Origin of the sequence: Clostridium ragsdalei P11 (assembly GCF_001675165.1) — a bacterium.
Taxonomy (GTDB): domain Bacteria; phylum Bacillota; class Clostridia; order Clostridiales; family Clostridiaceae; genus Clostridium_B; species Clostridium_B ragsdalei.
This window is the reverse complement of the sequence record NZ_LROS01000040.1, coordinates 1-16,686: the sequence shown is the minus strand read 5'-3', so window position 1 is coordinate 16,686 and position 16,686 is coordinate 1. Positions and strand designations below refer to the sequence as shown.

Annotated in this window: 11 protein-coding genes, 1 tRNA gene and 2 rRNA genes; 10 read left to right on the top strand and 4 right to left on the bottom strand. The window is 31.6% G+C overall.

The genetic code is table 11. The features are described from left to right. The 4 genes from CLRAG_RS14995 to CLRAG_RS14980 all read left to right on the top strand — a co-directional run. Positions 1–241, top strand: a 23S ribosomal RNA gene (locus tag CLRAG_RS14995); the annotation flags it as partial. A gap of 207 nt (positions 242–448) precedes the next feature. Further along, positions 449–565, top strand: a 5S ribosomal RNA gene (gene rrf / locus CLRAG_RS14990). Positions 566–574: 9 nt separating this feature from the next. After that, positions 575–650: transfer RNA gene (locus CLRAG_RS14985), tRNA-Phe, on the top strand. Positions 651–755: 105 nt separating this feature from the next. Further along, on the top strand, positions 756–1,499 hold the full coding sequence (locus CLRAG_RS14980) for a peptidylprolyl isomerase (RefSeq protein WP_065079152.1): 744 nt from the start codon (positions 756–758) through the stop codon (positions 1,497–1,499). A 109-nt stretch (positions 1,500–1,608) separates the two neighbouring features. Here CLRAG_RS14980 and CLRAG_RS14975 read toward each other — a convergent pair whose 3' ends face one another. From CLRAG_RS14975 to CLRAG_RS14960, 4 genes are all read right to left on the bottom strand, one after another. Continuing rightward, complete coding sequence (locus CLRAG_RS14975) at positions 1,609–2,643, bottom strand: aldose epimerase family protein (RefSeq protein ID WP_065079151.1); 1,035 nt, start codon at positions 2,641–2,643, stop codon at positions 1,609–1,611. A gap of 107 nt (positions 2,644–2,750) precedes the next feature. Then, positions 2,751–4,217, bottom strand: a complete 1,467-nt coding sequence (gene araA, locus CLRAG_RS14970) for an L-arabinose isomerase (protein WP_065079150.1) — start codon at positions 4,215–4,217, stop codon at positions 2,751–2,753. A gap of 20 nt (positions 4,218–4,237) precedes the next feature. After that, positions 4,238–4,939, bottom strand: a complete 702-nt coding sequence (locus CLRAG_RS14965; RefSeq protein WP_065079149.1) for an L-ribulose-5-phosphate 4-epimerase — start codon at positions 4,937–4,939, stop codon at positions 4,238–4,240. A gap of 124 nt (positions 4,940–5,063) precedes the next feature. Beyond that, on the bottom strand, positions 5,064–6,668 hold the full coding sequence (locus CLRAG_RS14960) for a xylulokinase (protein WP_065079148.1): 1,605 nt from the start codon (positions 6,666–6,668) through the stop codon (positions 5,064–5,066). Between the two features lie 376 nt (positions 6,669–7,044). Between CLRAG_RS14960 and CLRAG_RS14955 the strand changes: the two genes are divergently transcribed. The 6 genes from CLRAG_RS14955 to CLRAG_RS14930 all read left to right on the top strand — a co-directional run bounded on the left by CLRAG_RS14955 (position 7,045) and on the right by CLRAG_RS14930 (position 15,267). After that, positions 7,045–8,130, top strand: a complete 1,086-nt coding sequence (locus CLRAG_RS14955; protein WP_065079147.1) for a GntR family transcriptional regulator — start codon at positions 7,045–7,047, stop codon at positions 8,128–8,130. 216 nt (positions 8,131–8,346) lie between these two features. Continuing rightward, positions 8,347–9,879 (top strand): arabinosylfuranosidase ArfA, encoded by a 1,533-nt coding sequence (gene arfA / locus CLRAG_RS14950; RefSeq protein WP_065079146.1) that lies wholly within the window; start codon positions 8,347–8,349, stop codon positions 9,877–9,879. 39 nt (positions 9,880–9,918) lie between these two features. Beyond that, complete coding sequence (locus CLRAG_RS14945; RefSeq protein ID WP_065079145.1) at positions 9,919–11,292, top strand: MFS transporter; 1,374 nt, start codon at positions 9,919–9,921, stop codon at positions 11,290–11,292. Positions 11,293–11,718: 426 nt separating this feature from the next. Beyond that, positions 11,719–12,705 carry a sugar ABC transporter substrate-binding protein gene (locus CLRAG_RS14940; protein ID WP_065079144.1) on the top strand — a complete coding sequence of 329 codons (987 nt, stop codon included), beginning with the start codon at positions 11,719–11,721 and terminating at the stop codon, positions 12,703–12,705. 91 nt (positions 12,706–12,796) lie between these two features. Beyond that, entirely contained in the window at positions 12,797–14,296 is a 1,500-nt protein-coding gene (locus CLRAG_RS14935; protein WP_065079143.1) for a sugar ABC transporter ATP-binding protein, read from the top strand. Next, positions 14,293–15,267, top strand: a complete 975-nt coding sequence (locus CLRAG_RS14930; RefSeq protein ID WP_207644823.1) for an ABC transporter permease — start codon at positions 14,293–14,295, stop codon at positions 15,265–15,267. The genes CLRAG_RS14935 and CLRAG_RS14930 overlap by 4 nt, the downstream gene beginning before the upstream one ends. The last annotated feature ends 1,419 nt before the right edge of the window (positions 15,268–16,686 follow it).

Below are 16,686 nucleotides of genomic sequence, written 5' to 3'. Positions count from 1 at the left end.
CGAGAGGACCGGGATGGACCGACCGCTGGTGAACCAGTTGTTCCGCCAGGAGCATAGCTGGGTAGCCAAGTTGGGAAGGGATAAACGCTGAAAGCATCTAAGTGTGAAGCCCACCTCAAGATAAGATTTCCCATAGCGTAAGCTAGTAAGACCCCTCGAAGAACACGAGGAGATAGGTCAGAGGTGTAAGCAGGGCAACTTGTTAAGCTGACTGATACTAATAGGTCGAGGGCTTGACCAAATAAAAACGAAAGAAAAAAATTTACTGTGCAATTTTGAGAGGACAGAGTAATTTGAACTCTTAAAAGATAATATATAAGAAAATTGATAGAAGCGAGCAGATTGAGGAAAGGCTTGAATGAGGAGCAGAGTTTACTTGTGTAAATGAGCACCGCAGTGAAAGACTTGACGAAAATATGAGAAGCTTATAGCAATTTTCGATAATAAATCTGGTGGTAATGACGTGAAGGTAACACCCCTTTCCATACCGAACAGGAAGGTTAAGCTTCACAGTGCCGATGGTACTGCAGGGGAGGCCCTGTGGGAGAATAGGTCGCTGCCAGGTAAGTTTTTTGGCCAGATAGCTCAGTCGGTAGAGCAGAGGACTGAAAATCCTCGTGTCCCTGGTTCGATTCCTGGTCTGGCCACCAAAAGTTTCAGATATAATCTGAAACTTTTTTTATTTTATATAGAAAAAATAATTGAACTATGTAATAATTAAGTATAAAATATAAAAATATTAAGGAGAAACTTATATGCAAAATGATGTGTTAGCAATTGTAAATGGAATGGAAATAAAAGAAAACGATCTTAAAGAAGCAATTAATAGATTTCCACAAGATAAGAGAAATCAATTAAATACAGCTGAAGGTAAGAAATATTTACTTAATGAGATGGTATTTTTTGAATTAGCATATAGTTATGCTAAAGACGAAAACTTAGAAAAAGATGATGAGTATTTAAAGATGCTGGAATCTGCTAAAAAAGAAATATTAACTCAAATAGCTATATCTAAAGTTATGAATAAGGTTAATGTAACTGATAAAGAAAGTCAGGATTATTATGAAGCCAATAAAGATATGTATAAAAAGCCTGAAAGAGTAAAAGCAAAGCATATATTAGTAGATAGTATAGAAAAAGCTAACAAAATTTCAAAAGAGATCTCAGAAGGTATGTCTTTTGAAGAAGCTGCACAAAAATATTCAACTTGTCCATCTAAGGCTCAAGGTGGCAGCTTAGGTGAATTTGCTAGAGGACAAATGGTTCCAGAGTTTGAGAATGCTGCATTTAGTTTAGATATAGATGTAGTTAGCGAACCTGTAAAAACTCAATTTGGATATCACCTTATAAAAGTCGAAGAGAAAATAGAACCTTCTATAGCATCTTATGATGAAGTAAAGAACGCTATTAAGAGTGGATTATTACAGGAAAGACAGAAATATGAGTATTCAAAATTTAATAAAGAATTGAGAAGCAAATATAAAGTTGAAATAAAGTAATACGTATTGTAATAAAAATGCCACAAGGTAATAAGGGACATAGGTTTGTGTAAAAACAAAACCTATGTCCCTTATTTTTATATAACTTAGTATTTTATGGTAGTTGCTTTTAAATTAAACTAAAGTGATATTTGATGTTATAGCATTTTCTTTTATTTGCAGGTAATATAATGTCACCGAAATTTTTATAATGAATTGCATCAGGTAATGTCTGTGGTTCCAAAGCTATTCCCATATTGGAAACTAATTTTTGATTTTGCACTTTCCAAGTGTCATCTTTAATATTAAGAGTATAAACGATTAGCGCATTACGGTCTGATTCAATGTCTAAGCGCCTACATGTATCATGATTAATTAAAGTAGCAATATTTTTACCATTTACATTAAAGGGATGGTCAAAGCCATTGAGTCCCGATTCAGTTTGCAAATATTTAATTGCATCTTCCAAATTTTTAGGCTGCTGGAAATCAAAAGGTGTTCTAGAAACTTCTTTTAAAGTACCAGTTGGTAATAAGTCTTCATTAATTTCAGCATAACGGGATGCACTAATTTGTAGTGTATGGCCTGAGAACAACTTCGTAATGTCATTATTTAAGTTGAAGTATGAATGTACTGTAGGATTAAAAAGTGTATCTTTATTGCTTAATCCACTAAAAGTGATTAATAAATCATTATTGTTATTAAGTGTATATTTAACCTCTGCATTTAATGTCCCAGGAAATCCATCTTCGTCGGGAGATATAGTTCTCTGAAAAAGTACACTAGTGGCTTCTTCAGAGTCTTCTGTGCTACTATTCCATATGAGAGAATTAAACCCATAAGTACCACCATGAAGTGTATTTTTACCTTCATTTTTAGGAACGTTATAGGAGATATCTTTAATTTTAAAAGAGCCATTAGTTATTCGACCAGCTACCGGCCCTATAGCTGCTCCTAGAAACATTTTTCTATCTTTTATATAACTATCTAAGTTGTCAAAGCCTAACAAAACATTTGAAAAGTTGCCTAACTTATCTGGTACAACAATTTCTGTTAAAGTAGCTCCGTGGGAGATACAGGAAACTTTCATACCATGTTTATTAGTCATTGTATATTTGTAAATGTTGTTTCCTTTGAAAGAACCAAAAACACTTTTTTCTATCATTTTATATACTCCTTTAATACTAAATTTTATAAGATAAAAAATTTAGGTATGCTTAATTATTTGTGTTACGATAAAATTAAATAATAAACATACCTTTATTTAATTAACTATTTTGTAGTTTCTCTTATAATATCTCTTAAATTTGTATTATGATCTATAATAACTGATTCTAAATTAACCATGCGGGCCCAATCATATACTTGTTCAACTGTTAATCCTAGAGTAAGAACAGTATGATGACCACCACCAGCATAAATCCAGGCTTTTACACCATCAGCAAAGTTTGGTTCAGGCTTCCATACCATCTTAGCTACAGGGAGTTCAGGAGTATCTTCTGCAGGTTCTACAGCATTTACTTCACTGATTATCAAACGATAATGTGTTCCAAGATCTAGCATTGTCATTGAAGTACCTTTACCAGTAGATCCATTGAATATCAAACGTGCAGGATCTTCACGATCACCTATTCCTAATGGTTTTACCACAACTCTAGGTTTGTCAGATGCAAATGTTGGATCAACTTCCAACATATGAGCGCCTAAGATTTCCTCATTACCTTCACTTAATTCATAAGTATAATCTTCCATAAATCCTGTCTTTTTATTGTTTGTCATGATTTTTATAAGTCTACTTAAAGCAGCAGTTTTCCAATCACCTTCTCCTGCGAAACCATATCCTTCAGCATTTAAACGCTGAACTGCAAGTCCAGGTAACTGTTTCATACCATATAAATCTTCAAAATTTGTAGTAAATGCAGTATAGCCTCCTGCTTCTAAGAAATGACGAAGTCCAATTTCAATTTTAATTTGTTCTTTTACTTGATTCTCATAGAATTTAGGGTCATTTTCTCCTACATCCATAATATAAATCTTTTTAAATTCTTCATAAGTATCATCAATGTCTTTTTGGGAAACTTTATTCATTTCAGCAACTAAATCACCAATACCAAAATAATCTACTGTCCATCCAAACTGAATTTGAGCTTCAATCTTATCACCTTCAGTAACAGCAACATTACGCATATTATCACCAAAACGTGCAACTTTGATGTCTTGACTTAAGATATAACCTGCGGCTACGTTCATCCAATCAGCAATTTGTTTTTGAACATTTTCTTTTTTCCAATGTCCTACAACAATTTTATTATGTTTCTTTAATCTAGCATTGATAAAACCATATTCTCTATCACCATGAGCACTTTGATGTAAGTTCATATAGTCCATATCAATTGTTTTCCAAGGAATATGTTCGTAAAATTGTGTTGCTAGATGAAGTAATGGCTTTTGTAATAATTTAGTACCAGCAATCCACATTTTAGCTGGTGAGAATGTATGCATCCATGTAATAACACCAGCTACATTATCATTATAGTTTACTTCCTTCATAAGTTTTGTTATTTGGCTGGCGGAAGTTGCAAGAGATTTAAATACAATAGGATAAGGTAATTTGCCACTCTTATTTAAAGCATCTGCAATTTCCATAGAATGTTCTTTTACTTCTGCTAATGCCTCTTCACCATATAAATGTTGGCTGCCTACAATAAACCAAAATTCCATTTTTTTATTTTTTAACATATTAAGTACTCCCCTCATTTTTACTTATTATTTTGACCGTAATAAGCATTTTTACCATGCTTACGTTTAAAGTGTTTGTCTAATAAAACTTGATCCATTCTAATGTTATGAGGATTTAGTTGAATAGAATGATATGCAATCTTTGCAACTTCCTCTAGAACAACTGCGTTATGAACTGCATTTTTAGGATCAGTTCCCCAAGTAAATGGACCATGATCATTTACAAGAACTCCAGGCATATTATTTGGATTAATGCTATTGTCCTTAAATGTTCTAACAATTACATCTCCTGTCTGCTTTTCATAATCTGTTACTATTTCATCTTTAGTCATCTTTGGTGTTACAGGAATATCTCCGTAGAAATAATCGCCATGTGTAGTACCAGCTGCAGGAATACAAATACCTGCTTGAGCAAAAGATACAGCCCAAGGTGAATGTGTGTGTACAATACCTAAAATATCAGGAAAATTTTTATATAGAACTAAATGTGTTGGAGTATCACTTGATGGATTTAAATCTCCTTCAATTACTTTTCCATCAAGGTCTACAACGACCATATCGCTTGCTTTCATTTTTGTATATTCAACACCACTAGGTTTAATAACTACAAGACCCTGACTGCGATCAATTCCACTTACATTACCCCATGTAAATGTGACCATGTGGTATTTTGGTAACATCAAATTAGCCTCGAGTACTTTTTCTTTTAAATCTTCTAACATGAGCTAACCTTCTTTCACTAATAAGATAAATTATCTTAGTTTCTGAAATTTCTTAAAACAATGTAATTATAAATAATTAAAAATTAGTTTTAAATATTGTCTTAATTATTTCTAACTTATTCATCTAGATTAAATAATCCACTGCAGCTTGTTCAATAGGAATTCCCTTTTTATAACGTTTCATAAATTGTTCAAAACCTTTAACGTCTTTTGCTTCAGGTTTTACTTCATCAGCTACATAACCAGCAAAAACCTTCTTAGATAAAAATTCTGATAGTGTGGAATTACCTTCCTTATTATCCAAATAACTAGCTAATAGTGCAATTCCCCATGCACCGCCTTCACCTGCAGTTTCCATAACTGATACTGGTGTATTTACTGCAGCTGCAACTGCTTCTTGTCCTACAATAGGTGTCTTGAATAATCCACCATGACCAAGTAACTTATCAAGCTTTACTCCTTCATCTTTTAGGAGAATGTCCATTCCAATTTTCAATGCTCCTAATGAAGTAAAGAGATGTGCTTTCATAAAGTTTGGTAGATTAAAATTACTTTTTGGTTTTCGTACAATTAGAGGTCTACCTTCCGGAACACCTGTGATATTTTCACCTGCAAAATAGTTATATGCAAGAATTCCTCCACAATCAGGGTCACCTAGAAATGCTTGAGTATAGAGTCCCATATAAAGAAGATCTCTTGGAATGTTGACATTTATTGCTTCGGCAAATTCATGAAAGATATTAACCCATGCGTCTATATCAGAATAACCATTATTTGCATGAACCATTCCAACTAAGTCTCCTGTAGGTGTTGTTACCATATCAATCTCTGGATGAACATTCTTAAGTGGATTCTCAAGGACGACCATTGCAAAAATTGATGTACCTGCAGAGATATTTCCTGTACGTGGTGCAACTGAATTTGTAGCAACCATTCCTGTACCTGCATCTCCTTCAGGTGGACATAATGGAATACCACTTTGAAGATTTCCACTTACATCAAGTCTATTTGCTCCTTCTGGAGTTAAGACACCAGCATTTTCTCCGGCTAGTAAGACTTTTGGTAGAAGTTTCTCTACATTCAATGAATATTTTTCAACTTCTGGCAAGTGATTAAATGTTTCTAACATATGTTTATCATAATTATGAGTATTCATATCAATTGGAAACATTCCTGATGCATCACAAATACCCAAAACCTTTTTACCTGTTAATTGCCAATGAATATAACCAGCTAAAGTAGTTATAAAATCAAGCTTTTCAATATGAGGTTCTTTACGGAGAATAGCCTGATATAAATGAGCAATACTCCATCTCTCAGGAATATTGAACTGAAATGATTCTGTTAACTTCTTTGCTGCTTCCTCTGTCATGGTATTACGCCATGTTCTAAATGGAACAAGTAGGTTTCCTTGTTTATCGAACGCCATATATCCATGCATCATTGCTGAAAAACCAATTGAACGGATTTTTGAAAGTGTGACACCATATTTTTCTTTTACCTCAGCAAAAAGTTTTTGATAACTATATTGTAATCCCTTCCAGATTTCTTCTAGCGAATAGGTCCAAATACCATCCCTTAAGCTTGTCTCCCATTCAAAGCTGCCACTAGCTAATGGAGAAAAATCGTTTCCAATAAGAACAGCTTTAATACGAGTAGAACCAAATTCTATCCCTAATGATGTTTTGCCATTTTGAATTTCTTTTACTATATTCCCATTTATAGTCAATAGAATTACCTCCCCTTACAATAATAGTAAACGGTTTTTTATGATAAATATATCATTTATATACGTACATGTCAATAAATATATAAAAAAAGATACGTACTTATTTTAAATGCATTTAAATAATTATTTGTTAAATAATTATTTTTAATAATGATATTATTTGGTTTCGTTACAGTAATATAAACAAACATAACTACTTTTTCACAAACAATTGCCGTATTATTAAATATTAATGTTACTTGTAAATTTATTAGTACAAATTGTTCAATGATTGTAATTATTTTACTTTTTATATTTTTATGCTTTAATATAATATGATATGTATTATAATATGAGGTGTAATATAATAAACTATTATTTTGTGCAGGAGATAAACATGAAACATAAATATGAAAAAGTAAAAGAAGAAATTATTAGCTGGGCAGTTAATGAAAAATATAAACCACATGAAAAAATTCCAACAGAATCGGAACTTATGGAGCTATTTAAGGTTAGTAGACATACTATAAGAAGAGCAATAAGTGATCTAGCGGCAGAGAAGTACTTGTATAGATTGCAGGGAAGTGGAATATATGTATCTGATTTTAAACAAAATGAAATTTACTTGACAAATAACAAGAATGTTGGGGTACTTACAACATATATTTCCAACTATATATTCCCTGATATAATTAGAGGAATTGAAGATACACTATATGATGAATCGTACTCCCTTTTATTATCTTCTACTAAGAATAACATAATGCTTGAAAGCAGCAATTTGAAAAATTTATTAGCACATAAAATAGATGGACTTATTGTAGAACCTACGAAGAGTGCATATCAAAGTCCTAACATGGGATATTTTAATAATTTAATAGAGCAAGATATTCCTTTTATTATGATAAATGCATCTTATTCTCAAGTTAAAGTGCCAAGCTTATGTGTAGATGATTTAAAGGGGGGCAATATAGCTGCAAAGTATTTAATTACTTTAGGACATAAGAATATAGCTGGTATTTTCAAGGTAGATGACCTGCAAGGTGTACACAGGATGAATGGTTTTATTACTGGATGTCAGGAAAGCAATGTATTATTAAGACAAGATAAGATTTTAACCTATCTGTCAGAGGAAACAAATACACTATTACCTGAAAAAATAAAGAATGTTTTAAAACAGGAAAAACGTCCAACGGGGATATTTTGCTATAATGATGAAATTGCATACATGGTGTTAAATATTGCATATAATCTAAAATTAAAGGTTCCCGAAGATTTATCAATTATTGGATTTGATGATTCTCCAATGGCAACAATTATGGAACCGAAATTAACATCAATAACTCATCCAAAGGAAAAGATGGGAATAGATGCTGCCAAATTAATTATTAGATTAATTAATAATAATAATCATTTTAATGAATGTGATTCAATATTATATGAACCTGAAATTGTTATTAGAAGTTCTACAACATCAATTTAAATTTACTTACATAATAAAATAAAATTTTGAAAATGATCCTTATGAATAACATAAGGGTCATTTTTTGTAAAAAATCTAATTAAATGATCAAATTTTTAAGAAATATAAAAAGTTATCCCTATAAAAATAAATTAATGTTGACATTTATACGAACAAATATTATTATTAATTTAAGTAATCGCTTTCAAAAATAAAATTAAAGGAGATTGTTATAAAATGAAAAAAGTTAGTTATTATTATGATAATCATTTTAAGATTGGAGATGTTAATGAAAATTTATATAGTTCATTTATTGAGCATTTAGGTAGGGCTGTATATAGTGGAATTTATGAACCAGGACATGAAAAGGCCGATGAAGATGGATTCAGAACAGATTCTATGGAAGTAATAAAAGATTTAAAATTAGGATTGGTTCGTTACCCTGGCGGAAATTTTGTTTCCAATTATGATTGGAAAGATGGTATTGGACCAAAGGAAAACAGACCTAAAAGAATGGAATTTGCTTGGTCAAGTGTTGAAACAAATCAATTTGGAATTGATGATTTTTGTCGTTGGGCAAAAAAAGCTGGTATTGAACCAATGATAGCAGTTAATTTAGGAACAGGTAGTGTTAAAAGTGCAGCTGAACTTGTAGAATATTGTAATCATCCTGGTGGAACTTACTGGAGTGATCTTCGTATCAAAAATGGAAGTAAGGAGCCTTATAATATAAAATATTGGTGCCTTGGAAATGAAATGGAAGGTACCTGGCAAGCAGGCCACTTATCAGCAGAAGACTATGCAAAAAAAGCTTGTGAAGCTGCTAAACTTATGAAATGGGTAGACAAAGATATTAAATTAGTTGCTTGTGGAAGTAGCTATGAAATGCTTCCTACTTACATGGATTGGGATAGAATTGTACTTAAAGAACTTTATCCTTATGTTGATTACATATCTACTCATAATTATAATATGAATACTAATCAGGGAACATCAAATTTTCTTGCATCATATAAACAACTTGATGACCATATAAAAAATACAGAAAGAGTTCTTGATTATGTAAAGGCAAAAAATAAGGAAGAAAAAGATATAAAAATATGTTTAGATGAATGGAATGTATGGAATTTCCAAGATATAAAACTTGATAGCCTTGACGATTTACAGGGATTGACGACTTTTGAAGTAACTTCAGCTGAGAAATGGGAAGAAGCTCCTGCAATCTTAGAGGAAAAATATAGTCTTTTAGATGCACTAACAGTTGGTGGCCTTGCAATAACTTTAATAAATAATGCTGATAGAGTAAAGATTGCATGTCTTGCACAATTAATTAATGTAATAGCACCTATTACAACGCAGAGAAATGGAGGAGTTTTAAAACAGTCAACTTATTATCCATTTAGTATGGTTAGTAATTATGGTAGAGGAACTGTACTTAAACCATCTGTTAATGGTGCAAGCTACAAATGTGATTTTGGTGAATTACCTTTAGTAGAAGCAGCTACTGTTTATGATAAAGAATCTGATGAAATTAGAGTATTTGCATTAAATTGTAACCAGGATGAAGACACAGAATTAGACCTTCAATTTAATGGCTTTGGGGATCGTAAAATCTCTCAGCAATTTGTATTATCTGGAGATGACTTAGAACTTAGAAATACATTTGAAAGTCCTGACAACGTTACTGTAAAGGAAAAAGATCTTTCAAATTGTGATGGTACGAAAGTTGTTCTTCCAAAACTTTCTTGGAATGTTTTAATTATAAAGTAATTTTAATAAATTATGAAGGGAGTGGGAAGGTAAGTGGATATGAAAGTACAAGATAAAGATGTTTTTAAAGAAAATTTAAAATTTAGTGAGAAATTTGGTTATGGATGTGGTGATTTAGCCATTAACTTTACGTGGGCTTCTTTGGGAATGTTTGTAGTTTATTTCTATACTGATGTTGTTGGTATGTCTGCTGCTATTATTGGAACTATTATGTTGTTCTCACGTTGTTTAGATGGTGTCTTAGATGTTATGATGGGCACAATTGTTGATAAAACTAATTCAAAGTATGGTAAAGCTCGTCCTTGGATATTATGGGGATCAATTCCTTTTGTTGTTTTAACGGTGTCAATATTTATGGTACCAAACATAAGCACTTTTGGAAAGATAGTGTATATTGTAATATCTTACAATTTACTCATGATAGCGTTTACTGCAATTGCTATTCCTTATGGCACATTAAATTCATTGGTTACTCAAGACCAACATCAGAGAGAGGTATTAAATCTTTTTAGAATGTTTTTGGCACAAATAGGAGTATTAATTGTTACTAATCTTACAATGCCATTAGTAAACTTATTTGGAGGAAAACAACCTGGCTGGGCTTTAACTTATTCAGTTTTAGGAGTAGTTTCTTTATTATTATTTGTTTATGTTTTTAAAACGCAAAAAGAAAGGGTAAAACCAATCAAAAAGGAAAAGATTCCTTTGAAAATTAGTCTAAAGGCTTTATGCCAAAATAAATATTGGTTTATAGCAACTATATTTTTTATAGTTTATAGTATTGGATATGCGATAAATCAAGGTAGTACGGTGTATTATGCTAAATATCTTCTTGGTAATTCCTCTTTAGTTGGAGGATTAACTATTGCATATTTAGCTCCAGTATTAGTAGGATTCCTTATGATTTCAAAAGTTTATGATAAATATGGAAAAAGAAATGCTATGATCATTGGTTCAATAATAAGCATAGTTGGTTACTTAATTACAATAATAAATCCATATAGTTTAACAATTGTTATGGTTTCTCAAATTGTTAAAGGTTTTGGTCAAGCGTTCTTGTTAGGAGGAGTGTGGGCATTATTTCCTGATACTATAGAATATGGGGAATGGAAAACAGGCATAAGAAATGAAGGATTGCTTTATAGTGGAGGTAGTTTAGGACAAAAGCTAGGCATAGGTTTTGGTACAGCGATAACAGGATGGATTTTAGCTTGGGGAGGATATAATGGTGCACAAGCAGTACAAGCTACTTCTGCAGTACTTTCAATAAAAGCATTGTTCATTCATGTTCCAATAATAATATATGTTGCTCAAATTATATTATTGCTTTGTTATGGACTTGACAAAGAGTATCCACGCATTATGAAGGATTTACAATTAAGAAAAAGTAAAATGAGTGCAGAAAATAACTAATAAATGTACTTACAGATTTTATATGGTCTTATAACTGATATATAAAAAGAATAAATAAAACAAGGTTTTGCTTTGAATAGGGAGTGTCTTTTCTGATGATTTTTTTATCATTAGAGAAGGTACTCCCTATATTTTTCAAGCTATAGGTCAAAATATAGCAATAAAATTCAAAAGATAGTAATTAATAAAAAGTAGGTTGATTTTATGACAAAATATAAAAATTAATACTGATAATCACAAAAAACAATTGACATTTGTACGAACAAATATTATTATGAACTTAAGAAATCGCTTTCATTTAATGGAATATAAGGGACTAATATGGATACGATGAAGACCCTAACAGTAATTACAATTGCTAAGATTAGTAATAAAAATTTACAATATAAACTTGATTTTTTAATTAAAAGGAGAGGGGATTAAAAAATGATTAAATTTAAATCAATTAGAAAAAGCATGAGGTCAATTCTACTATGTGGACTTGTATTAGTTCTAAGTATAGGTCTCATGGCATGTGGGAGTACGAGCACTTCAAATTCTGGTACAAGCAGTAAAAAGAAAACGATAGCATTTATTCCGCCATCACTTGTAAGCCCATTTTATACTCAGGCTGTTACAGGGGCAAAGCAAGAAGCGGCTAAAGAAGGATTTAACATAAAGGTATTGGCTCCTCAAACAGAAGACGATTTCAATGGATTGTTAAAAATAGTTGAAGACGTTATAACTCAACAAGTTGATGCTATAGCAATATGTACTACAGATGATAAAACTATGGCTGCTGTTGTAAAAAAAGCAAATGATGCAAAGATACCAGTTGTTGTATTTAACTCATTAAGTCCAATAAAGGGTGCAGATGTCTATGCTTATGTTGGATATGACCAAAAACAAGCAGGAGCTCAGGCTGCAGAGTATTTAGGAACTAAACTTAAAGATAAACAATTTAATGTTGGTGTGCTAGAGGGTCTTCCTGGTGTATTTACAGACAATAGAAAAGGTGGATTTGTAAATGAAGCTAAAAAATACTCAAATATAAAGATTGTAGCTACACAACCAGCTGACTGGCAGAGAGAAAAAGGCATGAATGTTGCAACTAACCTTTATCAAGCTAATAAGGCTATAAATATGTATTATGGATTGAGCGATGAAATGGCAATAGGTGCAGCTCAAGCTTTCAAATCAGCAGGAGTTAAGGATGGAGTTACTATTGGTATAGATGGAAATCCAGCTACTTTAGATTCAATTGCACAGGGAGAAACTACTGCTACAATTTATACAGATCCAAAACAAATTGGTAAAGAAAGTATAATAGATTGTTCTAAAGCTTTAAAAGGTGAGAAAATGGCAAATAAATTAGATCAGACAAAGACTTTTGTAGTAGACAAGAGTAACGTTAGTACTTATAAAGCAAAATAATTCTATATTTGCTCTTAGAAAATGTTAGATTTAACATTTTCTAAGAGTAAAATATTTAGCTACATAATTTGTCACAAAAGGAGGGGTAATATTGTCAGAAACTATATTGAAAATGGAGAACATAACTAAAAGTTTTTCAGGAGTTACAGTTCTTAAAAATTCGGGAATTGAAGTTAAAAAAGGAGAAGTTCATATTTTACTTGGCGAAAATGGTGCAGGTAAATCAACTCTTATGAAGATACTTTCTGGCGCATATTCAAAAGATAGCGGAGACATTGTACTAAACGGAAACAAAGTAGAGATAAATTCTCCAAAAGATGCTGAGAAACTTGGAATAAGTATAATTTATCAGGAATTTAATTTAGTTCCCTACATGACTGTTGCTGAGAATATATATCTTGGGAGAGAGCCTGAATCCAAGGTGCCTGGCAAGGTTAATTTCAAAAAAATGTACAATGATGCACAAAAGATGATTGATTACTTAAATGTAGATATACCTGTAGACAAACCAATAAAGAGTTTAGGAATTGCCCAGCAGCAAATGGTTGAGATAGCAAAAGCACTATCGGTTCACTCTGATATCATAATAATGGATGAGCCAACAGCAGCACTAACAGAAAAAGAAATAGATAATTTATTTAAAATAATGAGAAAAATTAAATCTGAAGGAGTTTCTATAATATACATTTCTCATAGACTTGAGGAATTTGCTCAAATTGGTGATAGAGTTACTGTTATGAGAGATGGAGAAACTATAGAAACAGTTAATATCAAAGGTACATCTATAGATGAACTTATAAAATTAATGGTAGGAAGAGAAATTAAAGAAAAATTTCCCAAAGTAAAAGTTGATTTAGGAGAAGAAATATTAAGGGTTAAGGGATTAACTAAAAAAGGAGTTTTTGAAAATATAAATTTCAGTTTGAGATCGGGCGAAATACTTGGATTTTCTGGTCTTATGGGTGCGGGAAGAACAGAAGTAATGAGAGCTATATTTGGTATAGATTCATTTGATTCTGGTGAAATATATTTAAAAGGTAAAAAAGTTGAAATAAATTCCCCTATGAAAGCAATAAAAAATGGTATAGGATTTGTAACGGAAAACAGAAGAGATGAAGGCCTTGTTTTACAGATGGGTGTAGGTCAAAATATAACCCTAGCATCCCTTCACAAATATATTAGTAATCCTATAAAATTAAATCTTAGAAAAGAAGTCAAAGAAATAAAAGATCATATATCTAAATTATCAATTAAGTCTTCAGGATATAGACAAATTGCAGGTACACTGAGCGGTGGAAACCAACAAAAGATTGTTATAGCAAAGTGGCTATTATCTGATTCAAAGGTTTTAATTGTGGATGAACCTACTCGTGGAATAGATGTAGGTGCTAAAATAGAAATTTATAATATTATGAATGATTTAGTTAAAAGCGGGGTAGGAATAATTATGGTTTCTTCAGAACTTCCTGAAGTACTTGGCATGAGCGATAGAATATTAGTTATGTGCAGAGGGAAAATAACTGGGGAATTAAATAAGGAAGAGGCTACTCAAGAAAAAATAATGCATTATGCAACAGGGGGTATAGAATGATGAATCAGTTAGAAGATACTGAAAAAAAGAAAAAGATTAGTATAAATGACATATTGGATAAGCTTGGGGTTGTCATTGCATTAGTTGTTTTAATTGTAGTTATGGCTGTGTTGTCTCCAGATTTCCTTACTGTAAAAAATGTATTTAATATATTGCAGCAGATTGCACAAATTGGAATAATATCTGTTGGTATGACTTTTGTAATATTACTTGGAGGAATCGACTTATCTGTTGGTTCAATTATTGCATTTACAGGACTTATTATGGCATTATGCATGAAAGCAGGAATGTCTGTTGGGTTAGCTATTTTAGTAGGTATTATACTAGGGGCAGCTATTGGTTTCTTAAATGGAATTTTAATATCAAAGGTTAAACTCCAACCTTTTATAGCTACACTAGGAACTATGACTATGGCTAGAGGACTTGCATATACTATAACAAATGGACAACCAGTATATTCTTTCTCAGCTGGGTTTAAAAGCTTTGCTGGATTTATTGGAGTTGTTCCAATACCTGCAATTATTATGGCAGTAATATTTGCATTAGGTTATTATGTGCTTAAATACACAAAGTTTGGAAGATACATGTATGCTATTGGAGGAAATAGAGTAGCAAGTAAACTTTCAGGAATAAATGTGGATAAATATGAGATGTTGGTTTATACGATTTCAGGAATATGCTGTGCTATAGCTGCTATAATTTTAACAGCAAGGCTTGATTCAGCAGTACCAGTTGCAGGTGATGGAAATGAACTTGATGCTATAGCAGCAGTAGCTATAGGTGGAACAAGTATGACCGGTGGAGAAGGCGGTATAGTTGGAACACTTATTGGTGCCTTAATTATGGGAGTAATTGCGAATGGAATGAACCTACTAGATGTACAACAGGGACCGCAGAGGTTTGCTAAAGGTGCAATTATAATTTTAGCTGTAGGAATTGATGTAATAAGAAAGAAGAGAACTTCTAAATAATACTTTGGATAAATTCACAAGGTGGTTATTAATTTTTATTAAAAAAGTTTCAGATTATATCCGAAACTTTTTTTGTATTTAAATATTGCAAAGCAATTAATTCACAATTCACCATGCACAATTCACAATTAAGGATAATTTTCTTTTGTTAAAACTTCAGAAAATCTAAAATATAGCATTATTGAAGCAAAGCTTCAATAAACTTCAAATTTAAAATTTTTCGCAGCACAGCGGAGAAAAATCTACCGGAATTGTGAACTGTTAATTGTAAATTCATTTAGATGATAATTTTTTCATATTAAGTCAAAATTTTATATGCGCGAAAGTTGAGTTATAGGTTTATCCGATGACTACTCGCTCTAATACTCCTACTTCTGCAAGTGGGAGTAAAGAGCGACTACGTCCCTGGATAACGATTTCTAAGCATCGGATGAAGTTAAAACTCCATCTGATGCCAAGAACTCTGTTTATCTGTGATCCTAACAGATTTATGGATATGAGTAGAAAACGAAGATATATATATATAAGTCCTGCCGAAAGACCTTTAATGAGTTTACACGTCTACCATGTTACAACAGATTAAGCGTTAGAAGCATAAGTAGGGTATACATCATATACAGCATATCAATGTTTTTCATAGTAAACTGAAAGAATGGATGTATAAAAGTTTCATAGTGTTTGCCACAAAATGAGTTTATCTTAATTTTATTCAATTTGTTTTTTCCTTAAAAAATGTCATATAATCAATGTTATTATTAAACATAGCTTAAATTTAAAGCTTATTGGATATTGTTTAATGATATATAATAACTATATTACTTATGAAAAAGGGGTAATATAGTGCTCTGTTAGAATAAATTAAGTATAAACATATCCATGTGTATCTATGTGAGAAAAATGGTGAATATAAGTAGTATAAAGGAGAAAATGCAGATTAAGTTATAAAAATACCGGAGCGAGTAAATTTAGTTAATCATAGGCTGTGATATAATAAGTTTCGTTGTCATGGAGATTACAGAAACAGATTAAGTCAACAGTTTTTATTTAAAGAAAAATAACAAAATGTGTTGACAGATGTAATTTAAAATGATATACTATAAAAGCTGTCGAAGTGAGGCGGCAAAATGATCCTTGAAAATTAAACAGAGGAAGATATAAGTATAACTTATTTAGAATAAACCAGCAATTCTTTTGAGCTGCGAGAGCAGCTAAAAAAGTAATTTCGTAATTTGGTGTATTACATTTAGTAATATACTAAAATCAATAATAACGAGTAGTTCAAGGAAAGCCTTGAGCGAGGAGCGGAGTTTACTTAAGTAAATGAGCACCACAGCGAAAGGTTTGACGCAGAAATGCGAAGTTAGTATTGATTTTCTATAGAGCCATATAAACTTTTAAATTAAGAGTTTGATCCTGGCT

Bases quoted from the DNA above. Each gene is read 5' to 3' on its own strand.
- CLRAG_RS14980 (WP_065079152.1), top strand. From the start codon at position 756: ATGCAAAATGATGTGTTAGCAATTGTAAATGGAATGGAAATAAAAGAA.
- CLRAG_RS14975 (WP_065079151.1), bottom strand. From the start codon at position 2,643: ATGATAGAAAAAAGTGTTTTTGGTTCTTTCAAAGGAAACAACATTTAC.
- araA (WP_065079150.1), bottom strand. From the start codon at position 4,217: ATGTTAAAAAATAAAAAAATGGAATTTTGGTTTATTGTAGGCAGCCAA.
- CLRAG_RS14965 (WP_065079149.1), bottom strand. From the start codon at position 4,939: ATGTTAGAAGATTTAAAAGAAAAAGTACTCGAGGCTAATTTGATGTTA.
- CLRAG_RS14955 (WP_065079147.1), top strand. From the start codon at position 7,045: ATGAAACATAAATATGAAAAAGTAAAAGAAGAAATTATTAGCTGGGCA.
- arfA (WP_065079146.1), top strand. From the start codon at position 8,347: ATGAAAAAAGTTAGTTATTATTATGATAATCATTTTAAGATTGGAGAT.
- CLRAG_RS14945 (WP_065079145.1), top strand. From the start codon at position 9,919: ATGAAAGTACAAGATAAAGATGTTTTTAAAGAAAATTTAAAATTTAGT.
- CLRAG_RS14940 (WP_065079144.1), top strand. From the start codon at position 11,719: ATGATTAAATTTAAATCAATTAGAAAAAGCATGAGGTCAATTCTACTA.
- CLRAG_RS14930 (WP_207644823.1), top strand. From the start codon at position 14,293: ATGATGAATCAGTTAGAAGATACTGAAAAAAAGAAAAAGATTAGTATA.